The organism is Methanohalophilus mahii DSM 5219 (assembly GCF_000025865.1).
Classification (GTDB): Archaea; Halobacteriota; Methanosarcinia; order Methanosarcinales; family Methanosarcinaceae; genus Methanohalophilus; species Methanohalophilus mahii.
This window is the reverse complement of sequence record NC_014002.1, coordinates 1968162-1985913: the sequence shown is the minus strand read 5'-3', so window position 1 is coordinate 1985913 and position 17752 is coordinate 1968162. Positions and strand designations below refer to the sequence as shown.

Below are 17752 nucleotides of genomic sequence, written 5' to 3'. Positions count from 1 at the left end.
CTGCAATAAATATTTAGCAGCATGTCCTAAAAACAAATCGGGGAACGGGTGTCATGAAAATCTCAGAGGAAAGATGTCGGCAATTGCCTGAAGACCAAACTGATTCTGCAGGACTTGATGATTCAGAGGCTTCTGAAAAACTTCGGACAGAGGGGTATAATGAGCTGGAAGAGAAAGAGAAGTTCACTCCCCTGAAGGTATTGCTCTCCCAGCTGAAGAATGTGATTATCTGGGTACTTGCAGCAGCAGCCCTGATCTCCCTGTATATTGATGAAGTGGTGAATTTCTGGGTAATTTTAGGTCTGATCATGTTTGTTATCCTGCTGGGATTTGTGCAGGAATACCGGGCAGAAAAAGCCATGGAATCTCTCAAGGGGATTGTTCGGCCAAAGACTACGGTTCTGCGCAGTGGCACCTTGCGCCAGATCCCCACAAGAGAGGTGGTTGTCGGAGATATCCTGGTTCTGGAAGCCGGGGACAGGGTGGCTGCGGATGCCTGTATTTTTGAGACACAACAACTCAAGGTGGATGAATCCGCCCTTACCGGGGAAAGTGTTCCTGTAAGTAAGAATAAGAATGAACCCCTCTATGCCGGTACCCAGATTGTCCGGGGTAAATGCAGGGCACGGGTGACAGCTACCGGTATGGATACGGAATTAGGAGGTATCGCTTCCCTTATACAGCCGCAGGCACAGGACACACCGCTGCAAAGGGAGATATCTGCATTTTCCAGGAAACTGGCAATTGTTGCTTTATTTGCATCGGGGCTGGCTCTTGCCCTTGGTATATCCGCCGGGGCGCCCATTGAGGAGATGCTGATCATTGCCCTGGCCCTGGCCGTGGCAGCGGTGCCTGAAGGATTACCCCTGACCCTGACGATTACCCTGGCTTATGGTATGCGGCGCATGGCGGCCAAGAATGCCATTATAAGGAAGATGCTGGCAGTTGAGACGCTGGGCTCGACTTCGGTTATCTGTACGGATAAGACCGGTACCCTGACCAAAAACGAAATGACGGTTGAAAAGATATGGACCGCTGACAGCTCATTTGAAGTGACGGGTTCGGGTTACACAGCTGAGGGTGTTTTTCTGCATGCCCGGGAAGAATTCGACCTGCAGGATTCAACCCTGCAAGTCCTTTTGAGGGGGGCTGCCCTGTGTAATAATGCTTCCCTGGATCCTGGGAGTAAAGAGGATATTGTGGGAGATCCCACCGAACTTGCCCTGCTGGCGGCGGCTTCAAAGGCCGGTATGAGTAAAGAGTCCCTCTCAGGGGATTATGAGAGAATACATGAGATCATGTTCAATTCTGACAGGAAGATGATGACCACGCTCTACAGGAGGGGGGAGAATTTACGTTCCTTTACAAAGGGGGCTGTGGAGGTCGTGCTGGATCGCTGCGACCATGTCTTCAAAAATGGCAGAAAGACAGAACTTGACGCGGATGCGAAAAGTGCAATCCTGAAGGAAAATACAGGGCTTGCTTCCCAGGCCTACCGGGTTATCGCGATTGCCTGCAAGGATGTCGGTGAGGACTGGAATGAGGAATCTCTGGAAAAGAACCTGACTTTCCTGGGGCTTATGGCAATGGCAGACCCTGTAAGGGAAGGTGTGACCGAGGCGATCGGTCTGTGTCATGAGGCAGGTATCAAGGTTGTAATGATCACCGGGGACAATGTAAAGACTGCCCTGGCGATCTCAAGGCAGCTGGGGATTCCTTCCAGGCAGCCTGATGGTGTTGAGGATCCGGATGGGATCCTGGCTGACGGGGCGATCACAGGAGAAGAACTGGAGGAGCTGGATGACGCTGCTTTTGCAGAGATTGCAGAACATGTCCATGTGTATGCCAGGGTGATGCCTCAGCAGAAATTGAGGATCGTTAAAGCCCTGCAGGCAGAGGGGCATGTGGTTGCCATGACGGGAGACGGCGTTAATGATGCGCCTGCTCTTAAAAAGGCTGATATTGGTATTGCTATGGGGCTTAAGGGTACGGATGTGGCCCGCCAGTCCAGTGACATGGTGCTGCAGGATGATAATTTTGCGACAATTGTGGAAGCTGTGAAAAGGGGCAGGACGATATATGATAATATCGAGAAGTTTACAAGTTACCTGGTCTCACGCAACTTCAATGAGATTATTTTGATCATGCTGGGTATTTCCCTGCTGGGTTATGAACTGGTACCCCTGCTTGCCCTGCAGATCCTGTTTATCAATATGTTCGGGGAGATCATGCCCTCGATTGCCCTGGGGCTGGATCCTGCCCGGGAGGAAGTGATGAAACGCAAACCCAGGCCTGTGGGTGAAGGAATCCTGGCAGGCAAAAAGCTTGTGCTGGTGGGCCTGGTGGCCGGTGTTATGGGGCTTGCATGTTTTGCTTCCTTTCTGGTTGCAGATCCGCTGGCTGACCTGGAGCGGGCCCGCACGATCGCGTTTGCCACGGTGGTCAGCATGATACTGTTCATACCCTTTGCTTTTCGCTCCCTGGACCTGTCGGTGCTGGAGACGGGTTTTTTCAATAACAGGCTGATCTTTGCGGGGATATTGAGCACCCTGCTCCTGACACTTGTGGTTATGTATGTGCCTTTCCTTGCTGCTATATTTGACCTTGTGCCGCTTGCTTTGCAGGACTGGCTGTTGCCCCTGGGTTTTGCAGGTGTGACAATGGTCTTTGTGGAGATTGTCAAGGCTTTGCTGTTCAGGAAGGGTTTCAGGAAGAGTTACTGAATTTGCATAAAAGGAAGAAAGGGGGTTTAGAAGTGGGTGTAGACTTCTTCGTGAGGATGGATCACAAAACCTTCTTTTGTGACTTCGTAGGGGTGGACCTTTTTACTGTGGTCTGAGCCCCGCATCTTGTAGATCTCGATACTGCGGCTGCGGACGTTGTCGTGCATGTCGTAGTAGAGGGAGAATGTACCATCGGTGACGAAGTTTTCCACACCAAACCTTGAGGGCTGGTTCTCATCGATGATCTCACAGGTCATCAGGGAGGTCAGGCCGATTATTTCAAGGGTGGTGCTGAGTTTGAGCAATTCGATACGTATCCGGGCGGCTTCGTTCAGGTAGAAACTGATGGATGTTGTGGAGTCTATCAGGGCTCTCTTTGCATCGATCTCTTCCTGTGTGGAGATGATCTGGTCCATCATTGAACGAATGTCGAAGGGGCGCACGTCCACGTATTTTTCCTGGGAAGGAATTCCGATCTTTGTCGAACAGGCATCGATTATTGCGAGTTTGTTCTCTTCCTCCAGGGCCTGCAGGTCCCAGCCAAAACGCATCATGTTCTCACGGATCTGTTCGGGGCGCTCCTCTGTGGCCACGATGATGCCGTTTTCCCCGTACTGGGTGATCCCGTTGTAGATGTACTGGGTTGAGAATATGGATTTGCCGGCACCTGAGGTACCGGATACCAGATAACTCCTGTCACGTACAAGGCCTCCCCCGCACAATTCGTCAAAGCCGGGAATGCCGGTCTTGACCCTGTTTCCTTCGTCTTCAGTGGAAATATTCTCTGCGCCATCAAACATTTAGCATCGCCTTCTTAATGTAGGTCGGGTAGTACCCCTCATAAATTTATGTATATTAATTTTTCATTCTACTGGAATTTGAGCCGTTGTGAAATTAATGCTCCATATACCAAATGTATTAATGTAGTTTTATTTATATGTACGTGCCGTATAATTAGAACTGCCGTTACAAACCGCTATAAACAAGGAAATCACATATACATTTTGTCGAATAAATCGACCATTTTGGTGAGATCCTTTCAGGGCAATTCCCGGTTGAACTGCGACCAATAAAGTTTGAAGTCGACAATATGCCAAGTACCAGTTGTATTTTCAACGGTCCCTTTATTAATTCGGACAAGATTTGTTCGGCATATGCCGTTAAATACATCGATATTTACCAGTAAAAAAGGCGTTTTTTGATCCCCGAGACCACAAAAGATTTAATAAGCAATTTTCTTATTAGAGGGTTGCAAACCAATATGACGGGATTAAGAGGGTGATGAGTTACCTTTCGTCAATGGACGTAATGCCCACCGATGAAAGGCTGATTTAACGTACATATGTACGTTTTATTGTTTACCAATCACTCTTTACCTTGACCATATATCTACAAATTAACTAACGGAGGAAAATTAATGAAAAGACTATTAGCAACTTTAATGGCTGCCCTTATGGTCTTGACAGTATTTGCTGGCGTGGCAAGCGCAGCAGGTCATACTGTTGAGGTCAGGGGTGAAGTCGTAGGTGACAATAATACATGGGATGCCCAATCCTTTGCCGGATTCTGGTATGATCTTGATGAAGGTGATTCATCTGAGAATCTGACAATCATGAATGAGACCGGTGAAACAACAATTAATGAAGGCAATCTTATCTACAATGCAACAGCAGTGCCGGAACAGACCACTGAGTTTGGCTTCACAGCAAACGCAACAACTTCTGCTGACTATGAATACATGAAACTCGGACTTTTTGCCGAGGAATATTTCGTAGTAAATGATGATATTGGCACACTTTCCAAGATTCTCATGGATGACGACAGCAGTTACACCATGAGAACTGGTGAAACCCTCGAACTTGAGGAAGGTTACGCAATCACACCACAGCAGATTGATGTTGACGGTAACAAGGTCTGGCTTGAACTCACCAAAGACGGTGAATTTGTAGAAGACAAGGTTATCAACACCGATTCCTCAAACCAGTCACAAAAGACTTGGTACTACGAGCAAGATGTTGAAGACCAGGAAGATGTTGTTACCTTAATGGTTCACATCGATGAAGTGTTCCAGGGACAGGTTGACAGTCTCTGTATCCTCGAAGGTGTCTTCCAGATTTCCGATACTGCAATGGTAATCGAAAAAGAAGATGAATTCGGTGAACTTGAAGTCATCAGTCTTACTGACAACACAATTCGTATGGAGAATGCAGACGATCTCGATGTCCCAGATGACGAGGTTCTTGATATCACAGATGAACTGAAGGTCAAAGGAAACGATGGTGCAACACTCTGGTATCTGTTTGTAGAATACACAGAGCCTGGTACATATGAAATTCGTGGGGAAGTCGTAGATGACAATAATACATGGGATGCCCAGTCCTTTGCCGGATTCTGGTATGATCTTGATGCAAATGATGCATCTGAGAATCTGACAATCATGAATGAGACCGGTGAAACAACAATTAATGAAGGCAATCTTATCTACAATGCAACAGCAGTGCCGGAACAGACCACTGAGTTTGGCTTCACAGCAAACGCAACAACTTCTGCTGACTATGAATACATGAAACTCGGATTTTTTGCCGAGGAATATTTCGTAGTAAATGATGATATTGGCACACTTTCCAAGATTCTCATGGATGACGACAGCAGTTACACCATGAGAACTGGTGAAACCCTCGAACTTGAGGAAGGTTACGCAATCACACCACAGCAGATCGATGTTGATGGTAACAAGGTCTGGCTTGAACTCACCAAAGACGGTGAATTTGTAGATGACAAGGTTATCAACACCGATTCCTCAAACCAGTCACAAAAGACTTGGTACTATGAGCAAGATGTTGAAGACCAGGAAGATGTTGTTACCTTAATGGTTCACATCGATGAAGTGTTCCAGGGACAGGTTGACAGTCTCTGTATCCTCGAAGGTGTCTTCCAGATTTCCGATACTGCAATGGTAATCGAAGAAGAAGATGAATTCGGTGAACTTGAAGTCATCAGTCTTACTGACAACACAATTCGTATGGAGAATGCAGACGATCTCGATGTCCCAGATGACGAGGTTCTTGATATCACAGATGAACTGAAGGTCAAAGGAAACGATGGTGCAACACTCTGGTATCTCTTCACTGAGAGAACCATCGAAGCCGAAGAACCAGTCGAGCCTGAAGAACCAGTCGAGCCCGAAGAACCTACGGACAACGAGACTGAGCCAACCGAGCCTGAGGAACCAGTCGAGCCTGAAGAACCAGTCGAGCCCGAAGAACCTGTTGAGCCTGAAGAACCAGTCGAGCCTGAAGAGCCCGAAGAACCTGGAGTACCTGGCTTTGAAGCAGTCTTCGCAATCGCCGGACTTCTGGCAGTTGCCTACCTCGTAAGGAGAAACTAAGCAGACTTGAATGATAGAAGGGATTAATCCCTTCTACTTCTCTTTTCTTTTTTTGGTTTGTGTTTTATTCTTTTTTGATCTGCTTGCTGCGGATTACTTTTAAATATATTAATCTTGATTACAATCCATCCGCTTTGGAAAAGGGATCTTTTATGAAAATGAGAATAGTAGCATTGCTTCTGGCAATTTCAATGATCATGCTTGCAGTGTCGGGATGTACTGACACAGGCGGTACAGGTGAAGAAATCGATAATCCTGAAATCGGGTCTGTTTCAGATGCAGTGTCACTTGACGAAGTGCCGGCAGGGTTTGAGATGATTGGAGTACGTGAACTGGACTCTGGAAGTGTGCTGGACGGTGTTGGCAGTGAGGATACGATCAATGCAGCCAGTCAGGGTATCTACAAAAACGGGGATGATGTGGAAGTGCAGATCAGTGCCATCGAATGTGCTGACACCGATGCCGCCCGGACCCTGGTCAACGACTACAAAAACGAATTCAATCCAATGGCACAGGGAGAGAGGTTCACCGAGCACTCCTTCAATGACCACTTCGCCACACGCATCATCTGGCATGTGACCGAAGGCGGGGAGGACGTACCACGCTATGCCTATGTCTGGAATACGGATAACATGGTAATCCAGGTCAGGGGCACCACTTCCGATCCCAACCTGCTGTTTGCCTTTGCACAGGCCACAGGTTACTGATGGGGAAGGTTTTCCCGTCTTCTTTTTTTATTTGAATAATATTCAACTCATAAAGCAGGAGTCCCCTTCCGTGAGGTAGGGGAGGAATGTGCCTGATATTTCACAAAAGTAATTTTTTATAATAAGTAAGTGAACATACTATTGTATGTTTCTCACTAAAACAGTTATCTTGAAAATAGCAAATCCTGATAATGATTTAGTGGAAACTATGAAGAAATATTCTGATGGAATGAACTATGCTTCTGAAATCGTTTTTGATAAAGGTAAACCGATATCAGCGATGAAATTACAGCAGGAAGTTTACCCATATCTTCGTGAAACATTAAAATTGAAATCCCAGATGAGTTGTAACATTCCAAGACAGGTGGCAGGGTGTTACAAAACATTAAAAAAACAGAAAAAGGTAAAATGGCAAAAAGTAGAATTTTCGCCATCCTCAATGACCTTTTCTTACAAAAGGGATTTTGTGATTGATGAAGACACGGTCAAAATAACTACTATCAACGGAAGAAAAGCATATTCCATTTTGAATTATGACTACGCTAAACAGTATTTTGATGGCTCATGGAAATACCAAGCATCCAAAGTTGTGAAACAAAGGGATGGAAATTATTATTTTCATCTTTGTGTGGGGAAAGAAATTCCTGATAAAGAATTGACAGATGCTTCTACATTTATGGGTATAGATGTAGGTATGAACTATCTTGCTGTTGCTTCCACTACCGATAGGAAATGTAGTTTTTTTGCTGGAGGTGAAATTAAGAATCTTCGCAACCAATATAAATCAATGCGAAAGCGTTTACAATCGAAGGGAACTTTATCTGCAAAACGAATGTTGAAATACATTTCAGGTAAAGAGAAACGTCTTATGCGAGATGTAAACCATACAATCTCAAAAGAAATTGTGAAATTCGCAATTGAAAAAGGTATATCGGTAATAGGTCTGGAAGATTTAACAGGAATACGTGATTCCACTCTTTCCAAAGTTTCCAAAAAGAGAAGACATAACCACAGTAGTTGGGCTTTCCGGCAATTGCAGACATTCATTGAATACAAAGCAAAAGAAGTAGGCATAATCACTCATTATGTTGACCCATCCTATACTTCTCAAACTTGTATTCGATGCAATCATATCTCTAAGAATAACCGTAACAGATTGTCTTTTAGATGTGAAAAATGTGATTATGCGAATAATGCAGACCTAATCGGTGCAATGAATATTGAACACAAAACACGGGATTACAGGTATATCCTGAAATCTCAGGGGTGCTTGTCAGCCACCCAGACGAATGCTTAATTGACATTCAAGCCCCTTCCGGCAGGGAGGGGTAGTTGACTTGTTTACTCAATTTACTCAAAAGATTGCTATTATATTCCATTTTGCTCCCGTGGCTTATGAATGTTCGATTACCGGTCTTTTTACCATCCAGATAATAAACATAAATTATGTGATGGCCCTCACGTCTTTCTTCAAAACCCTTTTTGGCCAAGGCTTTTTGTATCTTTTTTGCTTTATATGAAGCCACGAGAGTCCCCCACAATTGAAATCAGTCTCCCCCTCAACAGCTGGCCAGTTTTGGATAATTCATCATCGGTGAGGACATATTCTTGATATAAAATGAAGAATTGTTCTTCTAATTCTTTAAAGACATCTTTCATTCTTGCATTCATAGCAAAAAGACCCAGTTCATCGTTGGAACCAATGAAAAGCTCATCTTCCAACATAAATTCAATGGGAATTTGTTCCTTTAATTTCATAATTCTATCCGGAGAAGACATATTATCAAGAGTGTAGTAACAGGTTTGTTCTATCGAATCTTCACTATCAATGAACAATCCAAAATTTCCTTTATGAATTGGTTTCATTGTCCCACGCAATACTACAAATTTCCCAAGGTGCTCTTGCACCCAATCTTTAATTTCAGGATCAAAGTAGCAATTTATTTTCCCTTGGTTACTTTCAACTGTTATCTTCTTACTCTGGCCAATACTTATCCCGGATATCCATCCAAAAATTTCCTTCTCATACTCTCCAACAGGCTTGTGTAAAAGTTTCTTTATAATCTTCTTTCGTGAGCCATTTAGTTGTATTTGCGACTTGCCCTGAAATCCTATCGATAATATACGTTTGGAATTTTCATCTGGCCACATTGCATAAAATTCTCTGAGTAGCTTGTTAACTCGATGAGGGTCATTAACAATATCGTACAACTCTTCTTTTGAAATATCTTTTCTAGAAAGAGCTTCAAGAAGATCACTGGTAGCGACTATAGACCTTTCACCGATTGTTGCGCATTCTCCAAGAGCTGTCTGCTCATTACTTATCTGGAGGTCGGCATGAACGCTACCCATCTCAATATCAGTAAAAAGTAATGTGCAGTATTTTTTCACGTCCTGGGGGAAATCTCCGCCTTCACGGTAAGGATTTTCAAAATAATAATCACCAAGATTGTAGATGATATTTTGAAGATTCTGGATTGCATTAGCCACATCTAGTGCAGGAATCTTCTTTTCTCCATCTATAGATAGAGAAATTTCACCTTTATGTTTTGGAGTTCCCATAGTACCACGTGAAAGGATAGGATATCAATATATTAATTTTACTGCTTTGTTCTGGGTATAACACTTAAAACTTAATATACATTTTGGGAAATACTTGCATTACAAAGGAGGACTATGTAATATCAAATTGGACGGGCAGAGAAAAAGTTTAGTCATCTAATTCGATTTTGTAAGAGTATCATTTTTTAGATGAAGCATCGGGATGTAAGCTTTCCTTAGTACTGATCACACTTATGGTCGATAGACACATTTCTTGCAGTGCAACGTTATTTTAATCGATACTTTTTAATACCACTTTTACCTTCTGTATGTGCTACCAGGCCCGGATAGCCTAGTTGGTTGGGGCGCCAGACTCATAGGGTAAACGATTGGGTGCTCCCATGTCTCCTGAGACATCTGGAGGCCGCGTGTTCGAGTCACGCTCCGGGCATAAATTTCATAGTTTAGTGCCTAACACTTTCACTTTGCTCAAATGACATTTTTTTAGTAAGAAGTGGAAGGTGTATACATGGCACTTTACAACTATGACAGAAAGCTTACTGCGGCAGAAATAAAGATAGAAAATGCTGCATATAGTGAAAACAGCAAGAAACTTATCCTGCGTTTTGAGAAATTCCTTTTTGTTGAAGGTCTGTCAAAGGCCAGAGTCCTAAAGTACCTGAGTCAAATGAATGCTGTTGCTGAATGGGCCGATTTTGAATTGGATAGTGCAACAAAAGAAGATATTGAATATATTGTGGGGATTGTTGCGAGATCTGATTTGGCAGATTGAACAAAATATGGTTATCTGATAGCAGTTAAGAGATTTTATAGATGGCTGAACGGCGGCGAATATCCATACATAACAAAGTGGATTAAACCAAAAGTGAAAAATCCCTCGAAACTCCCAGAAGAGCTGTTTACTGAAGATGATGTTAAGAAAATGATAAATTCGGTGGACCAAATTAAGCATATAATTTTTAATAAATATGGCGCTGTTGCAGTTGTTAATGGAAATACGGGGATGAGTAGAGTTAGATTGATTTTCAGTCCACCCGATCAGGCTTCCTTGTTGGCTATCCATCTTGATAGAGATAATCCAAATGCTAACTTATGGGTCAATGTGGGTAATCGCAGCCGTGCAATCCCAATGAATTATGGTAGAGCATAGCGATAAAGTTTTGAATTTAACACCTGATTCCCGATAGGACGGGTTAAGTATTTCCCGTTCAATCTATCTCAACCAGAATTGCCCGGATAGAATCCCTTAAACCAATCAGACGATTGCCAACAACATCCCACACAATCACATAATCAATGCCGAAATAACCATGAGCTAAGCGGTCCCGCATACCGACAATCACCCGCCACGGAATGTCAGGATAACTTGCCTTTATCTCATCCGGCACATTCTTAGCGGCTTCACCAATGATTTCGATATTCTTCACAACTGCCTTCTGGGTTTTCCTATCGTTGAGAAATTCAGTGAAGTCCATTCCTGAAGTGAAATCTTCTATCTCATCAATCGCTTCAACAATGTCAGCTAAAAACAATCTGTACTCACGCATGAAAACCACCTCATGCATGCGCATAAACCACTTCTGAAAAAATCCTGCTCTTCAATTCATCCCTTACGGCACGTTTCGAAATGATATCTACCTTTGACTCGAACTCGTCTTCAAGAAAAATTCCAAGAGCTGCGAGATCAAAAAGATCCGCACCTTTTTCAAACTCAACAAGGAAGTCAATATCGCTGCCGGTTTTGTATTCATTCCTCGCCACCGACCCAAAAAGGCCTATTTCCTTTACTTTGTAGTTTTTTTTCAATTCCGGAAGCAGCTCATCCAGTCTTCCCAGAACAATATCCCTTTTGATCATATTAATTCCCTTATGAGATCTCTGATACACATTTTTTGGGGGTCTTTTTATATTATTGCTTTGGTTGGCGGGCCATGGTACACTGTTATGGAGATACTTGGGAGTAAGAGAGTTGTAATATCTGTTGATATCAGAAATTATATCGAGTGATGGTTCAGATCCTTAAAAGGAGAATTAAGGTGTTCGATAAATGAGAACGATGTTTTAACTGCAACAGTGCCAACTACCAAATGATAGTGTGCAATGCTTCAATGTGAATTCACAATTACATCTTCCCCTTCTATACGTCTCTGCCTATCCCAGATTCTGGCTTCCTGGAATTCCTTCTCTACCGACTTTTCCTTCCCTATCCAGCGATCAACAACTGCACAGGCTACAATATCACCGGTCACATTAACCGATGTACGGCTCATATCAAGGATACGGTCCACACCCAGTATAAGGGCAATTCCACTTGCAGGAATACCTACGCTGTTCAATACCATTGCAAGGATGACTATACCAACACCCGGGGTGGCAGGGGTACCGATAGATGCTCCAACCACAGTAACCATGATTATTGCAAGTTGCCCTATACCAAGTTCCACGCCAAATACCTGGGACAGGAATACAGCAGCAATACTCTGATAAAGGGCGGTTCCATTCATATTAATGGTGGCTCCCAGAGGTATAACAAATTGGGAAACGGAGGGTCGTACATTAAGTTTCTCTTCCACTGTTTTTATTGAAAGAGGCATTACAGCAGCAGAGCTGGAAGTCGAAAAGGCCAGCAGGAGAACATCGCGGATAGACTGCAAAAACTTTATCGGATTCTTTTTTGATAAAAGGAAAATAATGATAAGATAAATTACCATCATAATCAGCAGTCCGGCAAGGACCGTACCCACGTAGACGGTCATTCCCAGTAATGTATCTATGCCCAGATTGATGGTAAATTTTGTAAGCAATCCAAAAACAGCAAAAGGAGCCAACAACATGCTCCATTTGACAACTGTCATTGTAACTTCCTGAATTGAGCCAAGCAATTCCAGAAGAGGCTTGGAACTTTCCGGTTTCATAGAAACCAAAGCAATACCTACAATAATTGAAAATATAACTACCTGTAACATCTGGCCGGTTACAATTGCTCCCAGGGGATTCGTGGGGAGAACAGTACTGACCAGACCGGGAATATCAGAAAAAGCCGGACCAGAAACATTATCCGGTGAAAGTGAAGTTGTGCTGTCATCCATCGTATTCTGGATAATCCTATTATCGATGAACAGGCCTGGTTTTATAAAAAGGGCTAATCCCAAACCAATTATAATGGCCAGGGAAGTTGTACCGAGAAAGAAAACAACCGTTCTCGATCCCATTTTTTTCAATTGCTCAATATCTTCTCCAGCAGCTAATCCTCTTATAATAGAAGCAAAAACCAGAGGTACGACAATCATCTGTAACAAACCAAGAAAGATATAACCAGGAATAGCAACCCATTCACCAATAATCATTGCAACCGAAGGGTCGACGAATCCGGTAGATGGGCCTAAAACCAATCCTACAACAATTCCCAAAAACATTCCCAACAATATCTTAAGCCACACTCGGCCTTTGACAAGTGACTGAAGTTGATTGTTCAGATGTTTAAGAGAACGTGGATGAATCAATTCCAATGAGTGGAATGTCGCTTTCCGCCTGCGCATGTCAGTTATCCTGCAAAATGATTATTGTGTGTCCATTTAGTACTATGGATAATTAAATAGAAGTATTCCGCATACACTGTTATTGAAATCACAATTTGTCGATTGTACCCAGTAATGTAATGTCTGCATTGTATATCTGGTTTATGGAATCGGACTGATTTGATAACGGAAATAAAACAACGGCTTTTCAAGTAGTGCATTTTATGCCCGATTCAAGTAGTTTTCATTCAGATGTGGAATTTAGGATTAGTGGTGATTTGGACTAATGAAGCCATTCAATTATGATGATTGATTTTGAGGAATAACGAATGTGAAAGTGCTACCCTTCCCAACTTCACTCTCAACCCATATATCGCCACCATGCATCTCTATATATTCTTTCACCAACGCAAGCCCTAAACCGGTACCTTCATATTTCCTTGTAGCAGATGAATCTACTTGCTTGAAACTATGAAAAATATCTTTATGGGATGCCTCCGGTATCCCGATACCTGTATCCTTTACAGACACCTGGAAGTTATCACCAATACATCTTGCATTGATAGCAATGCTCCCATTTTCAGGAGTAAATTTTATTGCATTACCCAGAAGATTATGCATTATTTGAAGCATCTTGGTTTTATCGGCCTTAATGTTTGTATCCGTACAATCCAAAATACATTCAAATGAAAGATTCTTCTTGGCTATAAGTGGGTCAATAAATGGTTTTATATCCTCACAAATTTCAGCAAAATCTACATATTCGATTTCCAAATCTTGTTTACCTGCTTGTAATTTTGAAATATCAAGAATTTTGTTTATCAGTTCAAGCAAATGGTTGCCACTTTTCAAGATGTTTGATACATATTTCAGCTCTTTATCATTCAAATTCCCGGATTTGTTTGTAGATAATATTTGAGAGAAACCAATTATGGCATTAAGTGGAGTACGTAATTCATGGCTTACATTGGCCAGAAATTCAGTTTTGGCCCGATTTGCATTTTCAGCAAGTAACTTAGCGTTGATGAGAGATTTTTCTGCATTCTTGTTTTTGGTAATGTCAATCGTAGACCCATATACCTTGACTGTACCGTTTTCTTCCTGTGCTCTCCCACTTGATAAGAACCATCTTGTCACACCACTTCCATTAATGACTTCATACTCAAAAGACACAACTTTGCCAGGATTTTTTATGCCCTCTTCAAACTTATCCTTTATTTCTGGCAAATAGTGGGGTTTGACATAATTTAAGAATGCTTTGAAATCATTTCCTATTGTATTTGGAGGAAGGGCTAATAGTTCATTGACACCTTCTGATATATAGGTATCAACAAAGTCACCAGTTTCATCTACGGTGGCACTCCATACACTAATTGGCAAATTAAAATGAATTGATTCCAGTTGATTGAAGGCTTCCTTAAGTTTATATTCATATTGTTTTTTTTCAGTAATATCTTCCATATTAGCCATAATGCCAAAGATATTTCCTTTCTGGTCATACATGGGAGCAACAGACAAACTGCCATAAAGATATGAACCATCCTTTCTCAATCGACAAACTTCATAACCTGTTATGGTTTCTCCAGCCAATACCCTATTGCGCAGTGAGAGATGTTCATCAATATTTTCTTCAGGAACGGTTGGCAAAAATTCGCCAATTACCTCCTCGCGGCTCCATCCAAATATTTTTTCTGAGGATTCATTCCATATGATTACGTTACTGTTAGTGTCAGTACCATGTATTGCTACAGGAGAAGTTTGAATTAATTTTTCCAGAAATTCCCTTTCTTGTTGTAATCTTTTTTCAGTTTGTTTTAGATTTGTAATGTCCCTTTGCGAACCCATGTAGGCAATTATATTTCCTTTTTTATCGTAAATAGGGGATATTCTGATTTGTACGTAAAAATAAGTACCATCTTTCTTTTTGTTCAATAGTTCCCCATTGTAAATCTTACCAGAAGCCACAGTATCATATATTTCTTTTTGAATCTCTTCTGACATTTGTTCAGCATTGAATACATCTGTTTTTCTACCTTTCAGTTCTTCAAAACTCCATCCAAAAAGATGTTCAGCCGCTTTATTCATGTAGATAATTGCAGAATTGGTATCAGTAACCACTATACTGTCAACTGATTGTTTTACGATTTCTGACCATATATTGAAGTTATCAATATTTTCACAATTAGGCAGCGGATTCATTGACACTCCCCTCTATTTATTCCCCTGGTTAACGCAGTAATTATCTATGTAAACAATGATATAAAAGTACATTGAATATATTTCCGATAGATAATTTTACTTTCATTCTGTTTATTAAATATTTAATAATTTTAGTTAAAAGTAGAAATACTAAATTGAGATTTTCGTATGCATTTGGCTACCTTCGACATTCATCCAGAGATCAATTATTAAATAGAATTCATGACATCTTTTTAGAGCATTTCTTACAGTACTCCAAAATCTATTAATAGAGCAAAACTAAAAATCTCAGTTGGTGTGTGGGTATAATCAATCATCGATTTTGTCTATTGCTTTATTAGTTTTTTCGATAAACCTTCTAACATTAACTGGAAGGTTGGGCATCGAAGCACGATATTCATACCAGCACAGTGCATAAATTCAAACAACGAGAGGAGAAAACATCATGAAAGAAGATAGCAAGGACCCGGTAATAGGATCCACTGTTCGAGGTGGCACGTTGATCCGGGATTGGTGGCCGAATCAATTGAATCTTGACATTTTGCACCAGCATTCTTCCAAATCCAATCCGATGGGAGAAGAGTTCAACTACGCTGAGGAGTTCAAGAAACTCGATCTGGAGGCTCTGAAAAAGGACCTCTATGCGCTGATGACCGACTCGCAGGACTGGTGGCCGGCTGATTACGGTCACTATGGAGGGCTCTTCATCAGGATGGCATGGCACAGCGCAGGCACCTACCGCATGGGCGATGGCCGTGGGGGCGGAGGCTCCGGCAACCAGCGCTTTGCACCTCTCAACAGCTGGCCGGACAATGTGAACCTCGACAAGGCGCGCCGTTTGCTCTGGCCGATCAAGCAAAAATACGGCAGCAAGATCTCCTGGGCCGACCTGATGATTCTTGCCGGCAACTGCGCGCTTGAGTCCATGGGACTCAAGACCTTCGGCTTCGGCGGCGGACGCGAAGACATATGGGAGCCGGAAAAGGATATTTACTGGGGAAACGAGAGTGTGTGGCTTGAAGACAAACGCTACTCCGGTGACCGGGATCTCGAAAATCCTCTTGCTGCCGTGCAGATGGGTCTCATCTACGTAAACCCCGAAGGGCCAAACGGCAATCCGGACCCAGTCGCTTCCGGCCACGACGTCCGCGAGACCTTCGCGCGCATGGCCATGAACGATGAGGAAACCGTGGCATTGGTCGCTGGTGGGCATACTTTCGGTAAATGTCATGGTGCAGGCCCGGCGTCCTATGTGGGACCTGAACCCGAAGCAGCGCCCATCGAGGAGCAGGGCCTTGGCTGGAAGAGCAGTTTTGGTAGTGGTAAAGGCGGCGATACCATCAGCAGTGGCATTGAGGGTGCCTGGAAACCGAATCCTACCAAATTTGACCTGGGCTATCTGAGGGTGTTGTTAAAATATGAGTATGAACTGGTCAAGAGTCCGGCTGGTGCCAATCAATGGCTGGCCAAGGATGTAGACGAATACGACATGATCGTTGACGCCCACGACCCATCGAAGAAGCATCGGCCGATGATGACCACAGCGGACCTCTCGCTGAAGTTCGACCCGATCTATGAACCCATTGTACGACGTTATCTGGAAAACCCCGAGGAATTCAAGGACGCCTTTGCACGTGCCTGGTTCAAGCTGACCCACCGTGACATGGGTCCCCGCTCACGCTATCTTGGCCCGGAGGTCCCGGAAGAGGAACTAATCTGGCAGGATCCGGTTCCTGTAGTGGATCATGAGATGATCGACGCACAGGATATTGCAGATCTCAAGAGCAAGATCCTTGCCTCGGGACTGTCTGTCTCTCAACTGGTATCGACTGCCTGGGCATCGGCGTCCACATTCCGTGGCTCCGACAATCGGGGTGGGGCGAACGGGGCGCGCATCCGTCTTGCGCCACAAAAAGATTGGGAAGTCAACGAGCCTGAACAACTTGCTACTGTGCTTGAGATCCTTGAGAAAATCCAAAATGAATTCAATAACGCCCAGTCAGGCGGGAAGAAGGTTTCACTTGCCGATTTGATCGTGCTGGGTGGATGTGCAGGTATTGAGCAAGCGGCAAAGAATGCCGGTCACGATGTGACCGTTCCCTTCACACCGGGACGCACGGATGCGTCAGATGAGCAAACCGATGTTGCGGCATTCGATGTACTCGAGCCCAAAGCAGATGGGTTCCGTAACTACGAGAAAACCAAATACTCTGTATCTGCAGAGGAACTGCTGGTGGATCGGGCGCAACTGCTGACACTGACAGCTCCTGAGATGACCGTTCTCCTGGGTGGCATGCGTGTCTTGAATACCAACTTCAAACAGTCCCAGCACGGTGTTTTCACTAAACGGCCAGAGACGCTCACCAATGACTTTTTCGTGAATCTGCTAGACATGAACACGGAGTGGAAGGCAACCTCGGATGATGTGTTCGAGGGTCGTGATTGCAAAACAGAAGAACTCAAGTGGACCGGCAGCCGTGTCGATCTTATCTTCGGTTCGAATTCCCAGCTCCGGGCCCTGGCGGAAGTCTACGGAAGTGAGGACTCCCAGGAGAAGTTCCTGAACGATTTTGTAGTGGTGTGGAACAAGGTAATGAACCTTGACCGCTTCGATCTCACCTGATCGCAGCATCAACGCTTCGAGGGGTTTTAAAG

General features: G+C 43.5%; 13 protein-coding genes and 1 tRNA gene. 7 read left to right on the top strand and 7 right to left on the bottom strand.

The window, feature by feature from the left end:
- Positions 1–53: 53 nt before the first annotated feature.
- The gene (locus tag MMAH_RS10065) at positions 54–2723 is read left to right on the top strand and encodes a cation-translocating P-type ATPase (protein ID WP_013038444.1); all 2670 of its coding nucleotides are present in this window, start codon (positions 54–56) and stop codon (positions 2721–2723) included.
- A gap of 26 nt (positions 2724–2749) precedes the next feature.
- Here MMAH_RS10065 and MMAH_RS10060 read toward each other — a convergent pair whose 3' ends face one another.
- Positions 2750–3523 (bottom strand): ATPase domain-containing protein, encoded by a 774-nt coding sequence (locus MMAH_RS10060; protein ID WP_013038443.1) that lies wholly within the window; start codon positions 3521–3523, stop codon positions 2750–2752.
- A gap of 617 nt (positions 3524–4140) precedes the next feature.
- Here MMAH_RS10060 and MMAH_RS10055 point away from each other — a divergent pair.
- The 3 genes from MMAH_RS10055 to MMAH_RS10045 all read left to right on the top strand — a co-directional run bounded on the left by MMAH_RS10055 (position 4141) and on the right by MMAH_RS10045 (position 8115).
- Entirely contained in the window at positions 4141–6111 is a 1971-nt protein-coding gene (locus tag MMAH_RS10055) for an S-layer protein domain-containing protein (protein ID WP_013038442.1), read from the top strand.
- Positions 6112–6263: 152 nt separating this feature from the next.
- Positions 6264–6818 carry a hypothetical protein gene (locus tag MMAH_RS10050; protein ID WP_013038441.1) on the top strand — a complete coding sequence of 185 codons (555 nt, stop codon included), beginning with the start codon at positions 6264–6266 and terminating at the stop codon, positions 6816–6818.
- 145 nt (positions 6819–6963) lie between these two features.
- Positions 6964–8115 (top strand): RNA-guided endonuclease InsQ/TnpB family protein, encoded by a 1152-nt coding sequence (locus MMAH_RS10045; RefSeq protein WP_013038440.1) that lies wholly within the window; start codon positions 6964–6966, stop codon positions 8113–8115.
- Between the two features lie 7 nt (positions 8116–8122).
- On the opposite strand, the gene MMAH_RS10040 is transcribed toward MMAH_RS10045, so the two are convergent.
- Positions 8123–8344 carry a type II toxin-antitoxin system HicA family toxin gene (locus MMAH_RS10040; protein WP_013038439.1) on the bottom strand — a complete coding sequence of 74 codons (222 nt, stop codon included), beginning with the start codon at positions 8342–8344 and terminating at the stop codon, positions 8123–8125.
- On the bottom strand, positions 8331–9380 hold the full coding sequence (locus MMAH_RS10035; protein ID WP_013038438.1) for a hypothetical protein: 1050 nt from the start codon (positions 9378–9380) through the stop codon (positions 8331–8333). The genes MMAH_RS10040 and MMAH_RS10035 overlap by 14 nt, the downstream gene beginning before the upstream one ends.
- Positions 9381–9700: 320 nt before the next feature.
- Between MMAH_RS10035 and MMAH_RS10030 the strand changes: the two genes are divergently transcribed.
- Positions 9701–9810 (top strand) — tRNA-Met (locus MMAH_RS10030).
- A gap of 78 nt (positions 9811–9888) precedes the next feature.
- On the top strand, positions 9889–10152 hold the full coding sequence (locus tag MMAH_RS10025; protein ID WP_013038437.1) for a hypothetical protein: 264 nt from the start codon (positions 9889–9891) through the stop codon (positions 10150–10152).
- Between the two features lie 436 nt (positions 10153–10588).
- Here MMAH_RS10025 and MMAH_RS10015 read toward each other — a convergent pair whose 3' ends face one another.
- The 4 genes from MMAH_RS10015 to MMAH_RS10240 form a co-directional block, all read right to left on the bottom strand.
- Complete coding sequence (locus MMAH_RS10015; protein ID WP_013038436.1) at positions 10589–10927, bottom strand: HepT-like ribonuclease domain-containing protein; 339 nt, start codon at positions 10925–10927, stop codon at positions 10589–10591.
- Positions 10928–10937: 10 nt separating this feature from the next.
- On the bottom strand, positions 10938–11237 hold the full coding sequence (locus MMAH_RS10010; RefSeq protein WP_013038435.1) for a nucleotidyltransferase family protein: 300 nt from the start codon (positions 11235–11237) through the stop codon (positions 10938–10940).
- Positions 11238–11485: 248 nt separating this feature from the next.
- On the bottom strand, positions 11486–12919 hold the full coding sequence (locus MMAH_RS10005) for a dicarboxylate/amino acid:cation symporter (RefSeq protein WP_013038434.1): 1434 nt from the start codon (positions 12917–12919) through the stop codon (positions 11486–11488).
- A 279-nt stretch (positions 12920–13198) separates the two neighbouring features.
- Positions 13199–15097, bottom strand: a complete 1899-nt coding sequence (locus tag MMAH_RS10240; protein ID WP_013038433.1) for a sensor histidine kinase — start codon at positions 15095–15097, stop codon at positions 13199–13201.
- 445 nt (positions 15098–15542) lie between these two features.
- On the opposite strand from MMAH_RS10240, the gene katG reads away from it, so the two are divergent.
- The gene (gene katG, locus MMAH_RS09995) at positions 15543–17720 is read left to right on the top strand and encodes a catalase/peroxidase HPI (RefSeq protein WP_013038432.1); all 2178 of its coding nucleotides are present in this window, start codon (positions 15543–15545) and stop codon (positions 17718–17720) included.
- Positions 17721–17752: the final 32 nt, after the last annotated feature.

Excerpts from the sequence above, each read along its gene's own strand:
- MMAH_RS10065 (WP_013038444.1), top strand. The coding sequence starts at position 54 with ATGAAAATCTCAGAGGAAAGATGTCGGCAATTGCCTGAAGACCAAACT.
- MMAH_RS10060 (WP_013038443.1), bottom strand. The coding sequence starts at position 3,523 with ATGTTTGATGGCGCAGAGAATATTTCCACTGAAGACGAAGGAAACAGG.
- MMAH_RS10055 (WP_013038442.1), top strand. The coding sequence starts at position 4,141 with ATGAAAAGACTATTAGCAACTTTAATGGCTGCCCTTATGGTCTTGACA.
- MMAH_RS10050 (WP_013038441.1), top strand. The coding sequence starts at position 6,264 with ATGAAAATGAGAATAGTAGCATTGCTTCTGGCAATTTCAATGATCATG.
- MMAH_RS10045 (WP_013038440.1), top strand. The coding sequence starts at position 6,964 with ATGTTTCTCACTAAAACAGTTATCTTGAAAATAGCAAATCCTGATAAT.
- MMAH_RS10035 (WP_013038438.1), bottom strand. The coding sequence starts at position 9,380 with ATGGGAACTCCAAAACATAAAGGTGAAATTTCTCTATCTATAGATGGA.
- MMAH_RS10025 (WP_013038437.1), top strand. The coding sequence starts at position 9,889 with ATGGCACTTTACAACTATGACAGAAAGCTTACTGCGGCAGAAATAAAG.
- MMAH_RS10015 (WP_013038436.1), bottom strand. The coding sequence starts at position 10,927 with ATGCGTGAGTACAGATTGTTTTTAGCTGACATTGTTGAAGCGATTGAT.
- MMAH_RS10010 (WP_013038435.1), bottom strand. The coding sequence starts at position 11,237 with ATGATCAAAAGGGATATTGTTCTGGGAAGACTGGATGAGCTGCTTCCG.
- MMAH_RS10005 (WP_013038434.1), bottom strand. The coding sequence starts at position 12,919 with ATGCGCAGGCGGAAAGCGACATTCCACTCATTGGAATTGATTCATCCA.
- MMAH_RS10240 (WP_013038433.1), bottom strand. The coding sequence starts at position 15,097 with ATGAATCCGCTGCCTAATTGTGAAAATATTGATAACTTCAATATATGG.
- katG (WP_013038432.1), top strand. The coding sequence starts at position 15,543 with ATGAAAGAAGATAGCAAGGACCCGGTAATAGGATCCACTGTTCGAGGT.